Origin of the sequence: Amycolatopsis sacchari (genome assembly GCF_900114035.1) — a bacterium.
GTDB classification, from domain to species: Bacteria; Actinomycetota; Actinomycetes; order Mycobacteriales; family Pseudonocardiaceae; genus Amycolatopsis_E; species Amycolatopsis_E sacchari.
Genome location: NZ_FORP01000002.1, coordinates 402,033 through 420,139 on the forward strand (window position 1 = coordinate 402,033; position 18,107 = coordinate 420,139).

General features: G+C 71.5%; 20 protein-coding genes. 14 read left to right on the forward strand and 6 right to left on the reverse strand.

What is annotated here, in order from left to right:
• The first annotated feature begins 60 nt into the window (after window positions 1-60).
• Genes rfaE2 through BMZ92_RS06025 form a run of 3 tightly spaced genes read left to right on the forward strand, consistent with a single transcriptional unit; the run spans window position 61 to window position 3,040 of the window.
• Entirely contained in the window at window positions 61-1,536 is a 1,476-nt protein-coding gene (gene rfaE2 / locus BMZ92_RS06015; protein ID WP_091504701.1) for a D-glycero-beta-D-manno-heptose 1-phosphate adenylyltransferase, read from the forward strand.
• A complete protein-coding gene (locus BMZ92_RS06020; RefSeq protein WP_091504702.1) occupies window positions 1,533-2,336 on the forward strand; it encodes a glycosyltransferase family 2 protein in 804 nt (267 codons plus the stop codon). Before rfaE2 ends, BMZ92_RS06020 begins: the two co-directional genes overlap by 4 nt.
• Window positions 2,333-3,040 (forward strand): BON domain-containing protein, encoded by a 708-nt coding sequence (locus BMZ92_RS06025; RefSeq protein ID WP_245782920.1) that lies wholly within the window; start codon window positions 2,333-2,335, stop codon window positions 3,038-3,040. The genes BMZ92_RS06020 and BMZ92_RS06025 overlap by 4 nt, the downstream gene beginning before the upstream one ends.
• Window positions 3,041-3,043: 3 nt before the next feature.
• Here the strand turns inward: BMZ92_RS06025 and BMZ92_RS06030 are convergent, their stop codons facing one another.
• Both BMZ92_RS06030 and BMZ92_RS06035 read right to left on the reverse strand, forming a co-directional pair.
• Window positions 3,044-3,697, reverse strand: coding sequence for a maleylpyruvate isomerase N-terminal domain-containing protein (locus BMZ92_RS06030; RefSeq protein WP_091504704.1), 654 nt, complete (start codon window positions 3,695-3,697; stop codon window positions 3,044-3,046).
• 12 nt (window positions 3,698-3,709) lie between these two features.
• On the reverse strand, window positions 3,710-4,159 hold the full coding sequence (locus BMZ92_RS06035) for a DUF4383 domain-containing protein (protein ID WP_091504705.1): 450 nt from the start codon (window positions 4,157-4,159) through the stop codon (window positions 3,710-3,712).
• A 52-nt stretch (window positions 4,160-4,211) separates the two neighbouring features.
• On the opposite strand from BMZ92_RS06035, the gene BMZ92_RS06040 reads away from it, so the two are divergent.
• Entirely contained in the window at window positions 4,212-4,604 is a 393-nt protein-coding gene (locus BMZ92_RS06040; RefSeq protein ID WP_218153405.1) for an NUDIX hydrolase, read from the forward strand.
• On the opposite strand, the gene BMZ92_RS06045 is transcribed toward BMZ92_RS06040, so the two are convergent.
• Complete coding sequence (locus tag BMZ92_RS06045; protein ID WP_091504852.1) at window positions 4,555-5,616, reverse strand: glycosyltransferase family 4 protein; 1,062 nt, start codon at window positions 5,614-5,616, stop codon at window positions 4,555-4,557. The two genes, BMZ92_RS06040 and BMZ92_RS06045, sit on opposite strands and share 50 nt — an antisense overlap.
• A 36-nt stretch (window positions 5,617-5,652) precedes the next feature.
• Between BMZ92_RS06045 and BMZ92_RS06050 the strand changes: the two genes are divergently transcribed.
• The 4 genes from BMZ92_RS06050 (at window position 5,653) to BMZ92_RS06060 (ending at window position 7,853) form a co-directional block, all read left to right on the forward strand.
• Window positions 5,653-6,153: a hypothetical protein gene (locus tag BMZ92_RS06050; protein ID WP_342743464.1), complete on the forward strand. Its 501-nt coding sequence runs from the start codon at window positions 5,653-5,655 to the stop codon at window positions 6,151-6,153.
• Window positions 6,154-6,221: 68 nt separating this feature from the next.
• The gene (locus BMZ92_RS37265) at window positions 6,222-6,380 is read left to right on the forward strand and encodes a hypothetical protein (protein WP_177228554.1); all 159 of its coding nucleotides are present in this window, start codon (window positions 6,222-6,224) and stop codon (window positions 6,378-6,380) included.
• Window positions 6,381-6,718: 338 nt separating this feature from the next.
• Window positions 6,719-7,618: a ribokinase gene (locus tag BMZ92_RS06055; protein WP_091504708.1), complete on the forward strand. Its 900-nt coding sequence runs from the start codon at window positions 6,719-6,721 to the stop codon at window positions 7,616-7,618.
• Window positions 7,619-7,658: 40 nt separating this feature from the next.
• Window positions 7,659-7,853 (forward strand): hypothetical protein, encoded by a 195-nt coding sequence (locus BMZ92_RS06060; protein ID WP_091504709.1) that lies wholly within the window; start codon window positions 7,659-7,661, stop codon window positions 7,851-7,853.
• Window positions 7,854-7,856: 3 nt separating this feature from the next.
• Here BMZ92_RS06060 and BMZ92_RS06065 read toward each other — a convergent pair whose 3' ends face one another.
• Entirely contained in the window at window positions 7,857-8,237 is a 381-nt protein-coding gene (locus BMZ92_RS06065) for a hypothetical protein (protein WP_091504710.1), read from the reverse strand.
• Window positions 8,238-8,362: 125 nt separating this feature from the next.
• Here BMZ92_RS06065 and BMZ92_RS06070 point away from each other — a divergent pair, with 125 nt between their 5' ends.
• A complete protein-coding gene (locus BMZ92_RS06070; protein WP_091504711.1) occupies window positions 8,363-8,800 on the forward strand; it encodes a hypothetical protein in 438 nt (145 codons plus the stop codon).
• A 328-nt stretch (window positions 8,801-9,128) separates the two neighbouring features.
• On the forward strand, window positions 9,129-10,664 hold the full coding sequence (locus tag BMZ92_RS06075) for a glycoside hydrolase family 13 protein (RefSeq protein WP_091504712.1): 1,536 nt from the start codon (window positions 9,129-9,131) through the stop codon (window positions 10,662-10,664).
• Between the two features lie 16 nt (window positions 10,665-10,680).
• Here the strand turns inward: BMZ92_RS06075 and BMZ92_RS06080 are convergent, their stop codons facing one another.
• Entirely contained in the window at window positions 10,681-11,085 is a 405-nt protein-coding gene (locus BMZ92_RS06080; protein WP_091504713.1) for a four-helix bundle copper-binding protein, read from the reverse strand.
• Window positions 11,086-11,156: 71 nt separating this feature from the next.
• Here BMZ92_RS06080 and BMZ92_RS06085 point away from each other — a divergent pair, with 71 nt between their 5' ends.
• From BMZ92_RS06085 to BMZ92_RS06090, 3 genes are all read left to right on the forward strand, one after another.
• Entirely contained in the window at window positions 11,157-12,464 is a 1,308-nt protein-coding gene (locus BMZ92_RS06085; RefSeq protein WP_245782921.1) for a RecQ family ATP-dependent DNA helicase, read from the forward strand.
• Entirely contained in the window at window positions 12,353-12,766 is a 414-nt protein-coding gene (locus BMZ92_RS38045; protein ID WP_245782922.1) for a RecQ family zinc-binding domain-containing protein, read from the forward strand. The genes BMZ92_RS06085 and BMZ92_RS38045 overlap by 112 nt, the downstream gene beginning before the upstream one ends.
• Before the next feature lie 304 nt (window positions 12,767-13,070).
• Entirely contained in the window at window positions 13,071-13,589 is a 519-nt protein-coding gene (locus BMZ92_RS06090) for a hypothetical protein (protein WP_091504714.1), read from the forward strand.
• On the opposite strand, the gene BMZ92_RS06095 is transcribed toward BMZ92_RS06090, so the two are convergent.
• Window positions 13,564-15,141 (reverse strand): IS1634 family transposase, encoded by a 1,578-nt coding sequence (locus BMZ92_RS06095; RefSeq protein ID WP_091504715.1) that lies wholly within the window; start codon window positions 15,139-15,141, stop codon window positions 13,564-13,566. The two genes, BMZ92_RS06090 and BMZ92_RS06095, sit on opposite strands and share 26 nt — an antisense overlap.
• A 144-nt stretch (window positions 15,142-15,285) precedes the next feature.
• Here BMZ92_RS06095 and BMZ92_RS06100 point away from each other — a divergent pair, with 144 nt between their 5' ends.
• Window positions 15,286-17,874, forward strand: coding sequence for a bifunctional FO biosynthesis protein CofGH (locus BMZ92_RS06100; RefSeq protein WP_091504716.1), 2,589 nt, complete (start codon window positions 15,286-15,288; stop codon window positions 17,872-17,874).
• Window positions 17,875-18,107 lie beyond the last annotated feature (233 nt).

The following is an 18,107-nucleotide window of genomic DNA, read 5'->3' on the forward strand; positions in this document are numbered from 1 at the left end:
GAGAAGTTTGACCTTCGCGTATTCGGGCACGTTCTTGGCCGAGTAGGAGTGGAGGTGCACATGACGGCCATCACGGCTGACCTCGTCCAACGGCTTTCGCGGCACACCCCGAAGGTCGTCGTCGTGGGCGACGCGATCCTCGACGTGTGGTTGTCGGGGCACAGCGACCGGCTCTGCCGGGAGGCGCCCGCGCCCGTCGTCGAGGTGGGCGAACGCGCGTTGTCCGCAGGCGGTGCCGCGAACACCGCGGTCAACCTGGCGGCGATGGGTGCCGAAGTGCGGTTCGTCAGCCTCGTCGGGGACGACGACGCGGGCCGCGAACTCCGGGAGCTGCTCGCCGGCCAGGGGGTGGACACGCAGCACGTCGTGGTCCAGCCGGGACGGCGCAGCGTCAGCAAGCACCGCGTCGTCGCCGACGACCAGGTGCTGGTGCGGTTCGACGAGGGCGACGACGCGGAGGCCGACGGTGACCTCGCGAAACGGGTCGCCGCCGCGCTCGAACTCGCCGTGGAGGACGCCGACGCGCTGCTCATCTGCGACTACGGCAACGGTCTTTTCGGCTCCACAGTCCGGAACTCGGTCGCGAAGGCGCGCGAGGAGCTGCCGCTGGTCGTCGTGGACGCCCACGATTGCTCGCGCTGGCGTGAAATCACGCCCGACCTGGTCACACCGAACGCGGGCGAGGCCGCGCGTCTGCTCGACATCTCCCTGCCGGAGAACGGAAAACGCGCCGAGCTGTTCGAGCGGCGCCGCGCGGACCTCGTCGGGGCGACAGGCGCGAAGGCCGTCGTCGTGACGCTCGACCGGGACGGCGCGTTGCTGCTCGCCCCCGACGCGCCCGGCTACCGCACGTGGGCCGATCCCGTGCCGGAAAGCCAGGCCAGCGGCGCGGGTGACACCTTCGTCGCCGCGTTGTGCCTGGGTGCCGCGGCGTCCCTGCCGCTGACCGCGTCCATGGAACTGGCGCAGGCGGCGGCGTGCATCGTGGTGGGCAAGAGCGGCACGTCCGTGTGCACGTGGACGGAACTTTCCGTGGCGCTGACCCGGGATGCCGCGCTGGACCACGACGAACTCACCGAACTCGTGGCCCGGCACCGCGAAGCCGGGCAGACGGTGGTGTTCACCAACGGCTGCTTCGACGTGCTGCACCGCGGCCACATCACGTACCTCAACGAGGCCAAGCGCCAGGGTGACGTGCTGATCGTCGCCGTGAACTCCGACGACAGCGTGCGGCGGCTCAAGGGCCCGGACCGGCCGGTGAACACCGCGCAGGACCGGGCCGCGGTGCTGTCCGCGCTCAGCTGCGTCGACTACGTGACCGTGTTCGACGAGGACACCCCGATCAACCTGCTGCGCAGGCTGGAACCCGAGTTGTACGTGAAGGGCGGGGACTACGCGGAGAACATGCTGAAGGAGGCGCCGGTCGTGCGGTCCTACGGCGGCGAGGTCCGGGCGCTGGGCTACGTGCCCGAACAGTCCACCACGTCCGTCATCGAAAAGATCCGCACTTCTTCGGCGGTGAAGGGAGAAGCGTGAGCGAACTCGACGTGCTCATCCCGACCTGCGACCGGCCCACCGAGCTGGCGGTCACGTTGTCCGGGCTGGCCGCGCAGGAGTTCACGGAGTTCTCGGTGATCGTCAGCGATCAGTCCGAGGGCGAGCCCGACTGGGAAACCCCGGCGGCGCAGGCGATGGTCCGGGTGCTGGAACGGCACGGGCACCGCGTGACGCTCAGCCGGAACCTGCCGCGTCGCGGGCTCGCGCAGCAGCGCGGGCAACTGCTTTCGCTGTCGTCCGCGCGGTACGTGCTCTACCTCGACGACGACGTGTGGCTCGAACCCGGCACCCTGACCCGCCTGCACTCGGCGATCACCGAGCTGGACTGCGGTTTCGTCGGCAACGCGGTGACGGGACTGTCCTATGTGGATGACCATCGACCGCACGAGCTGGCCCCGTACGAAGAGTGGCAGGGGCCGCCGGAGCCCGAGCAGGTCTCACCGGACAGCCCGGCGTGGGGACGCTGGACGTTGCACAACGCCGCGAACCCCACGCATCTGTCCGACCGGGTCGCGGATCGTCCGAAGTGGACCGCTTACAAGGTGGCCTGGGTCGGCGGTTGCGTGCTCTACGACCGCGAGCTGCTGGAGTCGGTCGGTGGCTTCGAATTCTGGCAGGAGATCCCGGAAACCCACTGCGGCGAGGACGTGCTGGCGCAGCTGAGGGTCATGGCGAAATATGGCGGGGCGGGTATCCTGCCCACAGGTGCCGTGCACCTGGAAGCGCCGACGACCGTGCCCGACCGCACCCGACAGGCCTACGAGGTGGTATCGCCGTGAACCCCCTTTCCCAGGAGAGGCTGAGGAAACGTGACCGGTTCCTCGACCAGGCCGTACGGGAAATGTGGAAGTACGACGAAAGACTGCAGGGCATCGACGTCGAGGTCCGCTTCGACCGCGGTGTCGCGCACCTGACGGGAGAAGTGGAATCCGCCGCGCAGCTGGCCACGGCGCGTGCGCTCGTCGGCAGGCTCGACGGCGTGCTCGCGGTGTGGGACAGGGTGCGCGTCGCGGGCCGTGATCCGGTGGTGCTGGACCTGGGGTGCGGGGCGCAGAAGCAGTACCCCGGCAACTTCGGCGTCGACCTGTACCCGACGCCGAAGGTGGACGTGCTCGCCGACGTGTCGCGGGCGCTGCCGTTCGCGGACGGCTCGGTGGACCGCGTGTTCCTGGTGCACATCCTGGAGCACCTGATCGATTTCCTGCCGCTCGTGGACGAGGTGCACCGGATCCTCCGGCCGGACGGCGTCGCCTTCGTGCTGTCGCCGTGGTGGCAGTACGTCAACGCGGTCGCCGACCCGACGCACGTGCGGATGCTGGACGTGCAGACCATCAAGGGCATCTGCCGTCGCCCCGGCTCGAAGCGGCCGTGGTACCCGCTGCACGCTTCATGTGACGGGGCCAGCATTTTCGCCGAGCTGCAACCGCTTTCCGACGAGGCGGAGTTCCCGGACGAGACGGAACTCGCCCGGTTCTTCGACTGACGTTCAGCCGAGGACGAGCGGGAGTCGCGCGGCGAACCCGCCCAGCGCTTCCCGTTCGGCGTCGGTCGGCGTGCGACGCCCGGTGCCGACCAGCAGCGCGTCCTCGTCGGACATCGAGTCGGGGAAAGGTGTTCCGGCGATCTTCTCCAGCAGAGTTCTTGCCGCGGCAAGGGTTTCGGTGGGCGGTTTCGGCGCCGAAGGCAGGTGCGCGACGAGGTCGAGGTGGTGCAGGGTCCACTCGAGCACGTACGCGGACAGGTAGTCGCCGACCGCCAGCACCTGCCCCTGGGTGCCGACGAGGGCGGTGGGATCGGCGAGTTCGGCGGCCCGGCCCGCAGCGGAACCGACGTCGTCGAAGTGGAACTTCAGCAACCGCGGCTCACCGTAGGCCGCCGCGAGGCGGGGGATCAACGCGTCGAGCTCGTCCTCCCCCGTGGGTGGCTCGACGAGGTGCCAGTAGGTCACGGCGTCCACGGTCGCCGGGCCTTCGGCGGGCGTGACGAGGGTGATCAGCACGTCCTGCGCGCCGATGACCAGGTGGCACACCACGTCCCGCACGAGCCAGCCCCGGCACCCCGAGGGCCGGTCGAAGGCCTCGTCCGGAATTCCGGCGACGGCCCCGCGCAGGGCCGTCCAGGAGTGCGCAAAGAGGTCCACCCGGGCAAGGTACTAGGAACGCTGTTCCCTCGTCCGCTCGATCGCGGTGCCCAGCACGCCGAGCGCGATCATGCCGATGGCCAGCCCGAAGTGCAGCCAGTTGTCGGCGCCGTTGACGGGCAGGAAGTTCATCCCGCCGTGGCTGTCGATGACGAGGCCGTACACGCAGACGAGCAGGTAGATGAACCCGCCGAGCACGAGGTACCCCCGCGCGCCGCCGGGGATCGTGGCGAGCGCGAGGCCCGCGACGCCGAACAGCAGGTGCACGAGGTTGTGCAGGACGGAGACGTTGAAGACGCCGAACAGCAGCGCTTCCGAATGGTGCCCGCCGAAGGTGAGCTGGTCGTAGTGCGTGGTGATGCCGGGGATGAAGCCGAGGATGCCCGCGAGGAGGAAGGCCACCGCCACGACGATGGCGAAGACCTGCACCGGCCGCCGGGTCCGGGTTGTCGTTGGGGTCATGGCGTTCCCTGTACCCAGCTCCGGGGGTGCCGATGCACTACAGTTCGGCGCAGTGATCGACAAGGTGGCGTGGCTCCGGGTGGAGTCGGGCCGGGTGCTGACCGCCCGGTCGCACGGCAAGGACGTGTACTACCTGCCGGGCGGCAAACGCGAAGCCGGGGAAAGTGACGTCGACACGCTGGTGCGTGAGGTGCGCGAGGAGCTGTCGGTGGCGATCGTGCCCGGCAGCGCGGCTCACATCGGCACCTACGAAGCCCAGGCCGACGGCAAGGCGGCGGGCACGACCGTGCGGATGACCTGCTACTCCGCCGACTTCGAGGGGGAACTGGCGCCCGCGAGCGAGATCGCCGAACTCCGGTGGCTCACCTCCGCGGACCGTGCGCTCGTCTCCGCGGTCACCCGGAACGTCTTCGACGACCTGCTTCGGCGCGGGCTCCTGCACTGAGGTCGGCCAGCGTCTCGGCGACTTCGGCGGCGGCGCGCCGCACGTCGAAGTCCCGTACGGCCAGTTCCCGCCCCGCCCTGGCGAGCTTCACGCGCAGCCCGGCGTCCGTGACCAGCCGTTCCAGTCCGCTCGCCAGCGCGTCGGCGTCGTCGGGTGGCACGACGGCGGCGGCACCGGCGAGGATGTCGACGGCGTCCCCGACCGCCGTGGTCAGGCACGGCAGCCCGTGGGCCAGCGCGGTGAGCAACGCCCCCGGCGGGACCTCCTGCCGCGCGGGCGCGCAGAACACGTCCACCCGCCGCAGCAACGGGATCGCGTCCGCCACCGGCCCCACGAAGCGCACGGGCAGGCCGCGGGCGCGGTCGATGAGGGCCGCTCGCTCCGGCCCGTCCCCCGCGATCAGAACGCGCACCGCCCGGCCCCGCCGGACGAGCGTCGCCGCGGCCTGTACGAGCAGGTCCAGGCCCTGTTCCCCGCTCAGCGGCGCGACCGCACCCACCACGACCGGCGTCTGCGTCCGCACCGGCACGGGGTTCGCGGGGATCTCGACGCCCGGCCGGATGCGGTGCACGCGTTGTGCGGGCACGCCCAGCTCGGCCAGGGTGCGGACGAGGGAACGCAACGGGGCGAAGGCACCGGCGAGCCGTCCGTAGACGTCCCACAACTCGGCGGACGGTTGCCCCGCCGTGTGCAGGGTCGCCACGGTCGGCGCGACGGACGTGGCCGCCCGCAGGGCCGCCGCGTTGCTGGTGGGGTCGGGCAGGTCGACGTGCACGACGTCCGGCGCCAGCTCCGCGAGCACCGCCTGCGTTCCGGGCGCCCACGACCGGCCGCGCGCCGACGGCACCACCCGCAGGCCGGGCCGCTGCCCGAAGAACCCGGCGACCTCCCGGCTCACCACGAGGCTCGGCCGCACCTCCGGCGGCAGGAACCGCAGCAGTCGCGCCACGTGCGCTTCCGGAGCGCCGAAGGAGACCGCGTCGATCACGAACGCCGCGTGCAGGGAATCCACGGCGGGCCGGGTACCCATCGCCCGAAGGAGTTACGCGTGGGGGTTCGCCGGGCGCGGCGCCGGGTAGCCGGAGCCATGCTGTCCTCGATCCTCCGCGGAATGGCGGCCGGTGCGGCCGGCACCACCGCCCTGAACGCGGTCACGTACCTCGACATGGTGTGGCGGGGCCGTCCGGCCAGCAGCACCCCCGAGAAGACGGTCGAGACCCTGTCGGAGAAGACGGGTCTGCCGGTACCCGGCGACGAGCAGCAGCGCGGCAACCGCGTGTCCGGTCTGGGGCCGCTGATGGGGCTGCTGACCGGTGTGTGCGTGGGCGCGGGGTACGGCGCGCTGCGCGGGCTGGGGTGGCGGCCGTCGGTGCCGGTGGCGGGGCTCGTCACCGGGGTCGCCGCGATGGCCGGGTCGAGTGCGCCGATGACGCTGCTCGGCATCACCGATCCGAGGGAGTGGTCGGCGGCGGACTGGGCCAGCGACATCGTCCCCCATCTCGCGTACGGGCTGGTCACGGCCGGTACCTACGCGGCCACGACCAGCTGAGATACGTTTCGTTCTTCACTCGAACGGGTAGACCCTCCCCCGGCGAATTCCGGGAGAGGGGAAGCACGATGGCGAGGCACCGTTTCGAGGACAACGACAACGACGAGAAGTGGGGCGGCCCCGAGCTGGCGGAGCAGATCGACCACCAGCCGCGCAAGCACCGCCAGGACCGCGAAGGCAGGGAATCGCGGCCGGAGGCCGAACCGAGCCCACCACCGCAGCGGTGATGTGCGGGGTGTGACCGGCCGCCCGGACGACCGCAGCAGCGGACGAAACCCGGCAGGCCGCGGACCCACCCCCGTGCAACTCGGGCCGCTGTGACCGGCTGCCCGAAACCCGCCAGACCGCGCATCCACGCCAGTGGAGCTTGGGGGCGGCGTGACCGGAGGGGGCACAGCGGTCACGCCGCCGGTGAGGCCACCCGGGCGGAGCCGGTGACCGTGGCGTGCTGCGGTGGACCTGCCAGGTCCACCCCCCAGTCGCTCTCGCACAGTCTCAGCTACCCAGGCCCCGCGCGCGGCAAACGTGGGTTTCGCGCGGCGCCGGGGCGGGGTACCGCGTCCCCATGAGCGTCGTCGTGATCGGGCAGGTCGCCCGCGATCTCGTGCTCCGCGTGCCCGAGGCACCGGGCCCCGGGCAGTCCGCGAACGTGCGGGAACGCAGGGAGGTGCTGGGCGGCAAGGGCGCGAACCAGGCGGTCGGCCTGGCGCAACTGGGCATGCACGTCGCGCTCGTCGGCGTGGTCGGCGACGACGGCACGGCCGACCGGCTGCTGTCCCGCGCGGAGGCGGACGGTATCGACGTCTCGCACGTCGCGCGGCGCCCAAGCGCCGAGACCGCCTTGATCGTGGACGTGCTCGACGACTCCGGCCAGTGGCGCTACCTCGAGCACATCCCCGAGGAGACCCTCGTGACGCCACGCGACGTGTTCGCGGCGTCCGGCTTGATCCGGTCCGCGCGTGCCGTCGTGGTGCAGTTGCAGGAACCGCCGGAGGCCGCGCTCGAAGCCGCCCGCATCGCCCGCGCCGCAGGCGTGCGCGTGGTCCTCGACGGCGCGCCGGGCGGCCTCACCGAGGAACTGCTCGCCCACGCGGACGTGCTGCGCGCGGACCGGCGTGAAGCGGAATTGCTGGCGCACAAGGAGATCACGTCCGTCGACGACGCGATCGAGGCCGGTCGTTCCCTCGTCGAGCGCGGGCTTTCGCTCGCCGTGCTCGACGCGGCCGGCGTGGGGAACGTGTTCGTCACCCGGCGCGGGCACGAGTTCCTGCCGCTGTCCGACGTGGAGGTGGTGGACTCCACCGGCGCGGGTGACGCGCTCGTCGCCACGCTCACGTATGCGCTGGTCGCGGGCGAACCGCTGCCCGTCGCCGCGCGGCTGGCGGTCGCGGCGTCGTCCCTGACCGTGCAGCACCCGGGCGGTCGCCCACGGCTGTCGCGGGCCGCACTGTCCGCATACACCTGAAAGAGTGTTTGCCTGATCACATCGCGGGCACTCCCCGGCCATGCTGACCACTGCCCTCACCGGCAAACCCAAGGCGGCCCGGCGCCTGTACATCCCGCCCGACCAGACCGCGCCGCCCGTCCCGTGCGAGGAGTGCGGTTACACGGCACTGCACGTGGGCCGGATCGTCGAGGACGAGCGGGTGGTGGCCACGATCCTCGTGTGCACCCGCTGCCGCGCCCGCACGCCCCGCTGACGTTCAGGCGAGCAGTTCGCGGCTCGCGACCTCCGCCGCCCCGAGCTCCTGCCCGAGCTGCATGATCAGGTTCTGCGCCCTCGCGAGCGCCGACGCCGCGTCGAACACCGACCTGGTGATCGCGTCGAACCCGCGTGGCGGCAGATCGCCCGAGCACATGCGCTGTTCGAGCCACGCCCCGAGTTCCGGCAGGCTCCGCCCGACGTTCTCGGCGAGCAGCCGCAGGGAAGCCAGCACCTCGGAGACCTCCGCCGTGCTGCCGATCCCGCCCTGCCCGTCGAGCCCCGACGTCTGCCGGTAGAGGTGGCGCGTCGCCTCCTGGGCGCGCGCGGCGAAGGTGGTGGCGGCGGTGGCCTCGGCCCCGCCGTTCGGCGATACGTCCATCTTGAGTTCCTTCGTCGGCGAGGGGTGGTAGAAGCCGTACCCCGAGCGGCCGCGGTCAAACGACGTTTCGGCCGGATCGTGCCGGGAACCCGCCCCGCAATGATCCCCGGCACGATGGAATTCCCATGACGCACAGCGAACTCCGGCGGGACGTCCGCCAGCTCGCCGACCGGCTCGTCGAGGTCGTGGCGGCCGGTGACCACGGTGCGCTGGCCGCGCTCGTGCCCCGGCTGCTCGGCGGGCAGTCGCCCGAGCGGCGCCTTTTTCCACCGCTGCTGGCGGAATTCGCCGCCGAGGTCGCGTGGCGGCTGCGGGCGCACGCCGGGGCAGTGCGGCCCGAGGACGTGTTCGTCGTCGACCTCACCGGCGACGACGAGGACGGCGTGCCGGTGGACGAACTGCCCCCGCCGTTGCGTGCCGTGTTGCGCGCCGTGCTCGCCGAGCTCAACGACGATTCCGAGAACTCCTTGTTACAACTGGAATTCGTGGCGCGGGACCCGGACCCGCTCGGCAGGCTCGACGCGCTGCTGCACCTCGTCTGGTGGGTGAGCGACCTCCGCTGAAGCGGCTACCCTGGAACACCCGGAGCCGAGTGGAAGGGGAGCACGTGGGCAGCCGGTGGTGGCGGGACGCGGCGATCTACCAGATCTACATCCGGAGCCTGGCCGACGGCCAATACCGCTAAGTTTAGGCGAGTTTCCGCAGCTCAGAGGCGTTTGGAGGCGTCGCCCACAGAGCGGTCACACCCCGACAGAACAGTTGCCTCGATTGAAGATTCCCCTCAACCGCAACGGCGACTGTCTCAAGTGGAGAACCGCCTAACCGGCGGGAACGACTGAACAGAGCCTCCGATAACGCCCTGACCAGGTAAAACGTACTAACTTAGCGGTATTGGCCGACGGCAGCGGTGACGGGATCGGCGACCTCGCCGGCATCCGCGCCCGGTTGCCCTACCTGCGGGACCTCGGTGTCGACGCGGTGTGGATCACGCCGTGGTACCCGTCCCCCATGGCGGACGGCGGTTACGACGTCGCCGACTACCGCGACATCGACCCGCTGTTCGGCACGCTCGCCGACGCGGAGGCGCTCATCGCCGAGGCGCACGAGCACGGCCTGCGGCTGATCGTCGACGTCGTGCCCAACCACACCTCCACGCGGCACCGGTGGTTCCGGGAAGCGCTGGCGGCCGGGCCGGGTTCCCCCGAGCGGCAGCGCTACATCTTCCGCCCTGGCAAGGGTTCCGGCGCTCCCCCGAACGACTGGCGCAGCGTGTTCGGCGGCCCGGCGTGGACCAGGGTCGCCGACGGCGAGTGGTACCTGCACCTGTTCGACGCCTCCCAGCCGGACCTCAACTGGGACCTGCCGGAGGTGCGCGCGGAGTTCGAGGACGTGCTGCGGTTCTGGCTCGACCGCGGCGTGGACGGGTTCCGCATCGACGTCGCACACGGGCTGGTCAAGCACCCCGGACTGCCGGATCTCGGCGTGGACCACGAGGACCTCGTGAAGCCGCCGGACCGCACGAACCACCCGCACTGGGACCGCGACGAGGTGCACGAGATCTACCGTTCTTGGCGCCGCATCACGGAATCGTACGGGGAGGACCGGATCTTCGTCGCGGAGGCGTGGGTCTCCCGCCCCGAGCGGCTGGCGAACTACGTGCGCCCGGACGAGCTGCACACCGCGTTCAACTTCGACTTCCTGCGCTGCGCCTGGGATGCCGGCGCCCTCCGCGCGGTGATCGACTCCAGCATCGGCGCGCTGCGGGAAGTCGGCGCACCGGCGACGTGGGTACTGTCCAATCACGACGTCGTCCGGCACGTGACCCGTTACGGGAAGGGGGATCCCGAGCTCGGCAGGCGCCGCGCGCGGGCGGCCCTGCTGCTGATGCACGCACTGCCCGGCAGCGTCTACCACTACCAGGGCGAGGAACTCGGCCTGGAGGAAGTGGAGGACCTGCCCGAGGAGGTGCTGCAGGACCCGACGTGGGAACGCTCGGGTCACACGAAACGGGGGCGGGACGGTTGTCGCGTGCCGCTGCCGTGGGAGGGCACCGAGCCACCGTTCGGCTTCGGTACCGGCGGGTCCTGGCTGCCCCAACCCGCGCACTGGCGCGATCTCACGGTGGCCGCCCAACTGGATGACGAGGGTTCGATGCTGTCGTTGTACCGCAGGGCTTTGCACCTGCGGCGCGAGCACCCTGCGCTCGGCGACGGGGAACTGTCCTGGTTGGACTCCCCGGAGGACGTGCTGCTGTTCCGCCGGGAGCCGGGGCTGGTGTGCGCGGTGAACCTCGGAGACACGCCGGTCCCCCTGCCGCCGCACGAAAAGGTGCTGCTGTCGAGCGAGCCACTGCCGGACGGGAAGCTGCCCTCCGACGCGGCTGTCTGGCTAGGCCAGCCCCTCGCCCACCGCCACCCTCGACGGTGACGCTGCGCGTCGCTGGTCAACCCAAGTGCTGCCGTAGCTGCTGGCAGGCGTCCTCGCAGCTGCGGCATGCTTCGGCGCATTCGGCGCAGTGCCGGTGGTGCTCGGCGTGCTGCTCGCACTCCTCCGCGCACATCCGGCACGCCTGCTCGCAGACCTCCAGCAGTCGCCTCGTCACGCCCACGGCATCACCGCGCCGGGACAGGATCCGCGCGGTCACCTCGCAGACGTCCGCGCAGTCGAGATCGGTGCGGATGCAGTCGCGCATGGCGGCGGGGTCGGCCTCGGCCAGGCAGGCGTCCGCGCACGCGGTGCACGCCTGCGCGCAGGTGAGGCACTCCTGTATGCACGCCGCGATCGCCTCCGGGTCCACGCCCCCGAGGTCGGCGGGGTGGCTTTCCAGCATCGCCAGTGCTTTCGTCATGCCCCGCGCGTACCCGCGTGCGCACCGGAGAAACCAGGTTTCCGGAGGCCGGGGCAGGGAACCACCGGACGGTGTCCAGACGCGACGAGCTGCAAGACGCGGCGAAGAAGACCTTCGGCTGGGACCGGTTGCTCCCCGACCAGCTGACCGCGATGGAGCAGCTCCTCGGCGGCCGCGACGTGCTGGTCGTGATGCCGACGGGATCCGGCAAGTCGGCGATCTACCAGGTGCCCGCGTTGCTCCGCCCGGGGCCCACGCTGGTGGTGTCGCCGTTGACCGCGCTGCAACGCGACCAGGTGAACCAAATCGCCGAGAGTGAAGCCCCCGACGCGGTCGCGGTGAACTCGGCGCAGCGCTCACGCGACAGCAAGGACGCCTGGGAGTCGATCGAGGAGGGTGACGCCGAGTACCTGTTCCTCTCCCCCGAGCAGCTGGCGAAGGAGGAGGTCCTGCGGCGGCTGGACGAGGTGCGGCCGAGCCTGTTCGTGGTCGACGAGGCGCACTGCGTTTCGGCCTGGGGACACGACTTCCGGCCCGACTACCTGCGGCTGAGCCCCGTCATCGAACGCCTCGGGCACCCGCCGGTGCTGGCGCTGACGGCGACCGCGGGCGGTCCGGTGCGCGACGACATCGTGACGCACCTCGGCATGCACGACCCGGTGCAGGTGATCACGGGCTTCGACCGGCCGAACCTGCACCTTGCCGTGCACTGGTTCGCCACGGACGAGGAGAAGCGGCAGGCCCTCGCCGAATGGGTCGCGCAGGCGCCCAAGCCGGGCTTGGTCTACACGGCCACGCGCAAGGACTCCGAGCGCTACGCGGAAGAACTCGGCCCGGCCGCCGCCGCGTACCACGCGGGCATGAAGGCGAGCGACCGCAAGGACGTGCACGAACGGTTCCTCGCCGATGAACTGGAGGTCGTCGTCGCGACGTCGGCGTTCGGCATGGGCATCGACAAACCGAACGTGCGGTTCGTGGCGCACGCGTCGATCCCGGAGTCGCTGGACTCGTACTACCAGCAGATCGGGCGTGCGGGCCGGGACGGCGAACCGGCGGAGGCGCTGTTGTTCTACCGCCCGGAAGACCTTGGGCTGCAACGGTTCCTCACCGCGCGACGGCTCGACGAGGAGGGCGTGCGGGAGGTCGCCGAGGCGGTGCGTGAGGCCGACGGGCCCGTGGCGCCGCACGATGTCGACGAAGCGGTCGACCAGTCCCACCGGCGCGCGATGAACAACCTGAACCTCCTCGAGCAGGCCGACGTGGTCGAGTGCGCGACGGCGAGTTCGACTACCGCGACGACGCGCCGGAAGACCCCACGGAGGAAGTCAGCGAGGTCTCGGAGAAGCAGAAGGAGCTGGACCGCACGCGGCTGGAGGTGATGCGGCAGTACGCCGACACGCAGTCGTGCCGCCGCCAGTTCCTGCTGGGCTACTTCGGCGAAACCCTCGACGAGCCGTGCGGCAACTGCGACACGTGCGAGGCGGGGACGGCCGCGGAGCAGGCGCAGTTCACCGATGCCGAGTACCCGCCGGACGCGAAGGTCCGGCACCGCGAGTGGGGCGCCGGCCGGGTCGTGCACCGCGAGGCCGACCGCATGACGGTGCTGTTCGACGAAGGCGGCTACCGGACGCTGTCGCTGGCCGCCGTCGAGGAGGGGGACCTGCTGACTGAGGACGGGTGAACCGTGCTCATCCACCAGTGGTGAACTTTCGGCATTCCGTGCCTCCGCACCGGCGGCCTTGGGTATCGTGCCGATCATGACGTCTCCGGGGGGTGGCTGGTCGCAGCCACAGTCGCAGCGGCCCAACCCGTCCACACCGTTCCCACCGGGCGCTGGGCAGGGTTTCGCACCGCCTGCCGGAGGGCCTCCCCCCGCACCGGGCTACTCCCCGGCCTGGCAGCAGGTCTATCCGCCCGCTCACGGATACCCGCCAGCGCGGCCCTATCCGCCAGGCCCGTACCCCCAGGCTCACCCGGTCCAGCCGGTGGCCGGGCCCTACACCCTCCCCGGCTTCGGCGCGATCCCCGCGGTGCTCGGCGCCGTGCTGCTGATCGTCGGTTTCTTCGCCCTGCCGTGGGCGAGTGTGGCGGGGCATTCGGTGCACTTCGTCGACCTCACGAAGCTCGCCTGGGACAGCGAGGGCAGCGGCGGCGGTTACGGCAAGGCGTACGCCGCCGCGATCGGGTACCTCGCGCTGCTCGCCCAGCTGGTCAACCCGCTGCCCTGGACGCTGGGCTCCTTCCGCGGCCCGAAGTCCGCACTGGTGTTCAGCGGGATCCGGCGCAAGGAGTTCAACCGCGCGAACTACTGGTGGTACCGAACTTCGTTCGCCGTCCGCTCGGCCCTCATGGTCATCCTGCACGCCGTGGGCGTCATCGCCCTGTTCAAGGACGACCTGGGCGCCACCGGCGCCGGTGCCTGGCTCGTGCTCGGCGGCAGCATCCTGGTCACCGCCGGTGCCGCCATCGGGCCGCGCATCACGGCGCACATGCCCCGAGGTTGAACAGCTCGAACAACCGCTGCTGCGTCGCGTCCCGCGCCGTGAGCACCCGTCGCGTGCGCGGCCGCCCGCCCGTCGACGGGTAGCGCAGGACGGTCTCGCCGATCCCCGCCAGCTGGTCCAGCAACTCCCGCACGGACAGGTCGAGCCCCGCCCGGTCCGCCTCCCGCCGCATGACGTGGGTGACGGCCGTCGCGAGCACCGTGACCAGCGAATGCACCGCCATGCGGTGCTCGCTCCAGTCCCACCGCGGCGCGGGCGCGGCGACGAACGAGTCGTTGAGCATCCGCACGGTCGAATCGAGGTGGTAGCGCGCCCGGTACGCGGTGACGACGTCCACCACGGGCCAGTCGTGGTCCGTGACCAGCAGCTGCTTGCCGAAGAACTCCTCGTCCAGCCGGGCCCGCGCCGCCTCGTCGATGCGGTGCTCCAGCCGCAGCTCCCCCGGCCTGCTCCCGGTCAGCCGGGCGCTGAGCACCCGGTCCACCCACCGCACCCGGGTGATCCGCGCGATGTCCGTGAGCAGCTGCTCCCTCGGCCGGCGGTTGGTGCCCGCCTCCAGCGCCAGCGCCAGGCCGTCGAGCTGCCGCGTCGCACTGCTCAAGGCCTGCGCGAAACTCCTCGACTGCGCCGCGTGGAGCCGGGCCGAATGCGTCAGCACGACCCGCCGCTGTACGCCGAACACGTTCGTCCGGGCCTCCAGGGCGGTCAGCCCCGGAAACCGCCCCGGGTCCACCGGGCGACGGCTCGAAGCGGGCCTTGCCAGCAGGTCGGGGAAGTCGGCCAGCGGTAGTGCCCCGACGAAGTGCAGCCCCGAGTCGAGGTCGAGCTGGGCGTGCTGACCGGTGTCGAACACCACGGTCACCTCACCCGCCTGCCGCGCGCCCAGCCGGTCGACCGCCACCCCGAACGGCTCGACCCCCAATCCGCCCCGCCGGTAGACGCGCGACACCAACGGGATCGCGCCGTCGAGGGTCACCAGTGCGCTGAGCCCCGCGAGCGTCGCGTCGGCGGTGTCGGACTCCGCGTACGTCGCGAAGTTCGGCACGTCCACGGCGAGCGTGACCGACTCTCGCGGAATCCTCGCGGCGACGGCGTCTTCGATGCGTTCCAGCTGCCCGCGCGTCAGCCGCCGCGTGACGCGCCAGAACTCCTCGTCCCGCACGGCGTCCGCAGGCAGGCGAGGGCGCACGAACCGTGCCGCGGCGGCACCTTTCCACCAGTCTTCGAGCGGGACGTCCGGCGCGGTCGCCCGGTGCAGGACGGCGAGCACGAGGTACGTCGCGATCTTCGCCCGGCGCGGCGTCAGCACGTCTTCGATCGCCTGCCGCACCTGGAGCCGCTCCAGGGTGGACCAGACCGCCGCGACGTCACCGAAAGCCAGGTGCCGCGTGGATTCGGGCAATCCGGTCGCTCCGTCGAGTGCCGCGGCCACGTCCGCGGCGGAGCCGAGGTAGCGCTGCGACACGATCCGGGGCGAACCGTCCACCCGTTCGGACTCCACCAGGTAGTAGTACGTCCGCCCGTTGATGCGCTTGCCGACGATCGAGGCCACACTTTAGGTAATACCGCCCGCACCGGTCCGCGGCAACGAAAGCAGGGTCACTGAGCTGCGTAAACACCCGGCCGCGGTCGGGTGCGGACGGAATCACCGAAGCGGTCGTGGAGGTGCTTCGCCCCGCGCACCTACGTTTGCCCTATGGCTTCCGCTGACCAGCAGGACCGACCGACCGCCTCCGCGATGCGCCGCGCGCTCGCGCGGGCGCGCGACGGCAAGACGCTCGACCTCACCGAAGCGACCGTGCTGCTGCACGCCCGCGACGAGGACCTGGCGACGCTGTCGGAGTACGCGTCCCGGGTCCGCGACGCCGGGCTCGCCGCCGTCGGCCGCGAAGGGATCATCACCTACAGCCGCAAGGTGTTCATCCCGCTGACCCGGCTGTGCCGGGACCGCTGCGGGTACTGCACGTTCGCGACGGTGCCGGGCAAAGTGGACGCTCCGTTCCTGTCGCCGGACGAGGTGCTGAAGATCGCCCGCGACGGCGCCGCGATGGGCTGCAAGGAGGCGCTGTTCACGCTCGGCGACCGCCCGGAGGACCGCTGGAAGGCCGCCCGCGAGTGGCTCGACGCGCACGGCTACGACGACACGCTGTCGTACGTGCGCGCGATGGCGATCCTGGTGCTGGAGGAGACCGGGTTGCTGCCGCACCTCAACCCCGGTGTGATGACGTGGCAGGACCTGCAGCGGCTCAAGCCGGTGGCCCCGTCGATGGGCATGATGCTGGAGACCACGGCGACGCGCCTGTGGAGCGAGCGCGGCGGCCCGCACTACGGCTCGCCGGACAAGGATCCCGCGGTGCGGCTGCGGGTGCTGGAGGACGCGGGGCGCAGCGCGGTCCCGTTCACCACGGGCATCCTCATCGGCATCGGCGAGAACTACGCCGAGCGCGCGGACGCGTTGTTCGCGATCCGCAAGGCCGCGCGTGCCTACGGCGGCATCCAGGAAGTCATCGTGCAGAACTTCCGCGCGAAGCCGGACACGAAGATGCGCGCGACGCCCGACGCCGACCTGCAGGAGCTGGCGGCGACGATCGCCGTGGCGCGGCTGGTGTTCGGGCCGAAGATGCGGTTGCAGGCGCCGCCGAACCTGATCGGCAGCCAGTACGACCTGATGGTGAAGGCCGGCATCGACGACTGGGGCGGGGTTTCGCCGCTGACGCCCGACCACGTGAACCCGGAGCGGGCGTGGCCGCAGATCGACGAGCTGGCGCGGCAGACCGCGGCGGCGGGGTACGAGCTGCGTGAGCGGCTGACGATCTACCCGGAGTACATCCTGGCCGGTGAGCCGTGGCTGGACCCGCGCGTGGCGGGGCACGTCGCGGCGCTGGCGGATCCGGCGACGGGGCTGGCGCTGGACGTCAAGCCCGAGGGCAAGCCGTGGCAGGAGCCGGACGGCGGCTGGCAGCAGCAGGGCCGCACGGAGCTGCACGTCGAGGTGGACACGGTCGGCCGCACGGGCGACCGGCGCAGCGACTTCGACTCGGTGTACGGCGACTGGAACGAGATCGCCAAGCAGGTGCCGACCGCCCCGGCGCGGATGGACGCCGACATCGCGGCGGCGTTGCGGCGCGCGGAAAAGGACCCCTCGGGACTGTCCGATGAGGACGCTCTGGCGCTGTTGCACGCGGACGGCGCGGAGCTGGACGCGCTGGCGGAGCTGGCGGACGGCCTCCGCCGCGACGCGGTCGGCGACGACGTGACGTTCGTGGTGACGCGGAACATCAACTTCACGAACGTGTGCTACACGGGCTGCCGGTTCTGCGCCTTCGCGCAGCGGCGGACGGACGCGGACGCGTACACGTTGTCGTTGTCGCAGGTGGGTGACCGGGTCGACCAGGCGTGGGAGGCCGGGGCGACGGAGATCTGCATGCAGGGCGGGATCCACCCGGACATGCCGGGCACGGCGTACTTCGACCTGGCGGCGGAGGTGAAGCGGCGGCAGCCGGACATCCACCTGCACTCGTACAGCCCGATGGAGGTCGTCAACGGCGCGTCGAGGACGGACCTGTCCATTCGCGACTGGCTGACGCGCGCGCACGAGTCCGGTGTGGACTCCCTGCCGGGCACGGCGGCCGAGATCCTGGACGACGACGTGCGGTGGGTGCTGACGAAGGGGAAGCTGCCGACGTCGAGCTGGATCGAGGTGATCACGACCGCGCACGAGCTGGGCATCCCGACGACGTCGACGATGATGTACGGGCACGTCGACACGCCGGCGCACTGGGTGGGGCACATCAAGCTGATCGGGCGGTTGCAGCGGCAGGCGCTGGAGCGGACGGGGCGGCGCGGGTTCACGGAGTTCGTGCTGCTGCCGTTCATCCACCAGAACGCGCCGATCTACCTGGCCGGCCTGGCGCGCCCGGGGACGACGGTGCGGGAGAACCGGGCGGTGCACGCGCTGGCGCGGATCCTGCTGCACGGGTTGATCGACAACATCCAGTGCTCGTGGGTGAAGCTGGGTGAGGAGACGTGCCGGGCGGTGCTGCGCGGTGGCGTGAACGACCTCGGCGGCACGCTCATGGAGGAGACGATCAGCCGCATGGCGGGCGCGAACAACGGCTCGTACAAGACGATCAGCGAGCTGGAGGCGATGGTCGAGCCGCTCGGCCGCCCGCTCGTGCAGCGCACCACGTCGTACGGCCGCCCGAGCCCGGAACGCGTGGCGGCCGCCCGCCTGAGCGACGGAGTAGCGCAAGCGGTGCGAAACCCCCTCCCCATCGTGGGCTGATCGCGGAGGTCCGGCGAGGTTCGTGCGCGGCGGCTCGGCGGGGTGCGTGGCCCGGCGGGGGTGGCGCGACCCGGTGGGGTGCGGTCCAGCACGATGCGCGGTCCGGCGGGGTGCTCCCTCGACGCAGTGACGCGGCCCGGTGGGGTGGCGGCCCGGCGCGGTGGCGCGGCCCGGCGCGGTGGCACGCCCGGTGGGTGCGCGGCCCGGTGGCGCGGTTAGGGGCGGTGGCGCGG

Bases quoted from the DNA above. Each gene is read 5' to 3' on its own strand.
- rfaE2 (WP_091504701.1), top strand. From the start codon at position 61: ATGACGGCCATCACGGCTGACCTCGTCCAACGGCTTTCGCGGCACACC.
- BMZ92_RS06035 (WP_091504705.1), bottom strand. From the start codon at position 4,159: ATGACCCCAACGACAACCCGGACCCGGCGGCCGGTGCAGGTCTTCGCC.
- BMZ92_RS37265 (WP_177228554.1), top strand. From the start codon at position 6,222: ATGGCGAGGCACCGTTTCGAGGACAACGACAACGACGAGAAGTGGGGC.
- BMZ92_RS06055 (WP_091504708.1), top strand. From the start codon at position 6,719: ATGAGCGTCGTCGTGATCGGGCAGGTCGCCCGCGATCTCGTGCTCCGC.
- BMZ92_RS06060 (WP_091504709.1), top strand. From the start codon at position 7,659: ATGCTGACCACTGCCCTCACCGGCAAACCCAAGGCGGCCCGGCGCCTG.
- BMZ92_RS06065 (WP_091504710.1), bottom strand. From the start codon at position 8,237: ATGGACGTATCGCCGAACGGCGGGGCCGAGGCCACCGCCGCCACCACC.
- BMZ92_RS06070 (WP_091504711.1), top strand. From the start codon at position 8,363: ATGACGCACAGCGAACTCCGGCGGGACGTCCGCCAGCTCGCCGACCGG.
- BMZ92_RS06080 (WP_091504713.1), bottom strand. From the start codon at position 11,085: ATGACGAAAGCACTGGCGATGCTGGAAAGCCACCCCGCCGACCTCGGG.
- BMZ92_RS06100 (WP_091504716.1), top strand. From the start codon at position 15,286: ATGGCTTCCGCTGACCAGCAGGACCGACCGACCGCCTCCGCGATGCGC.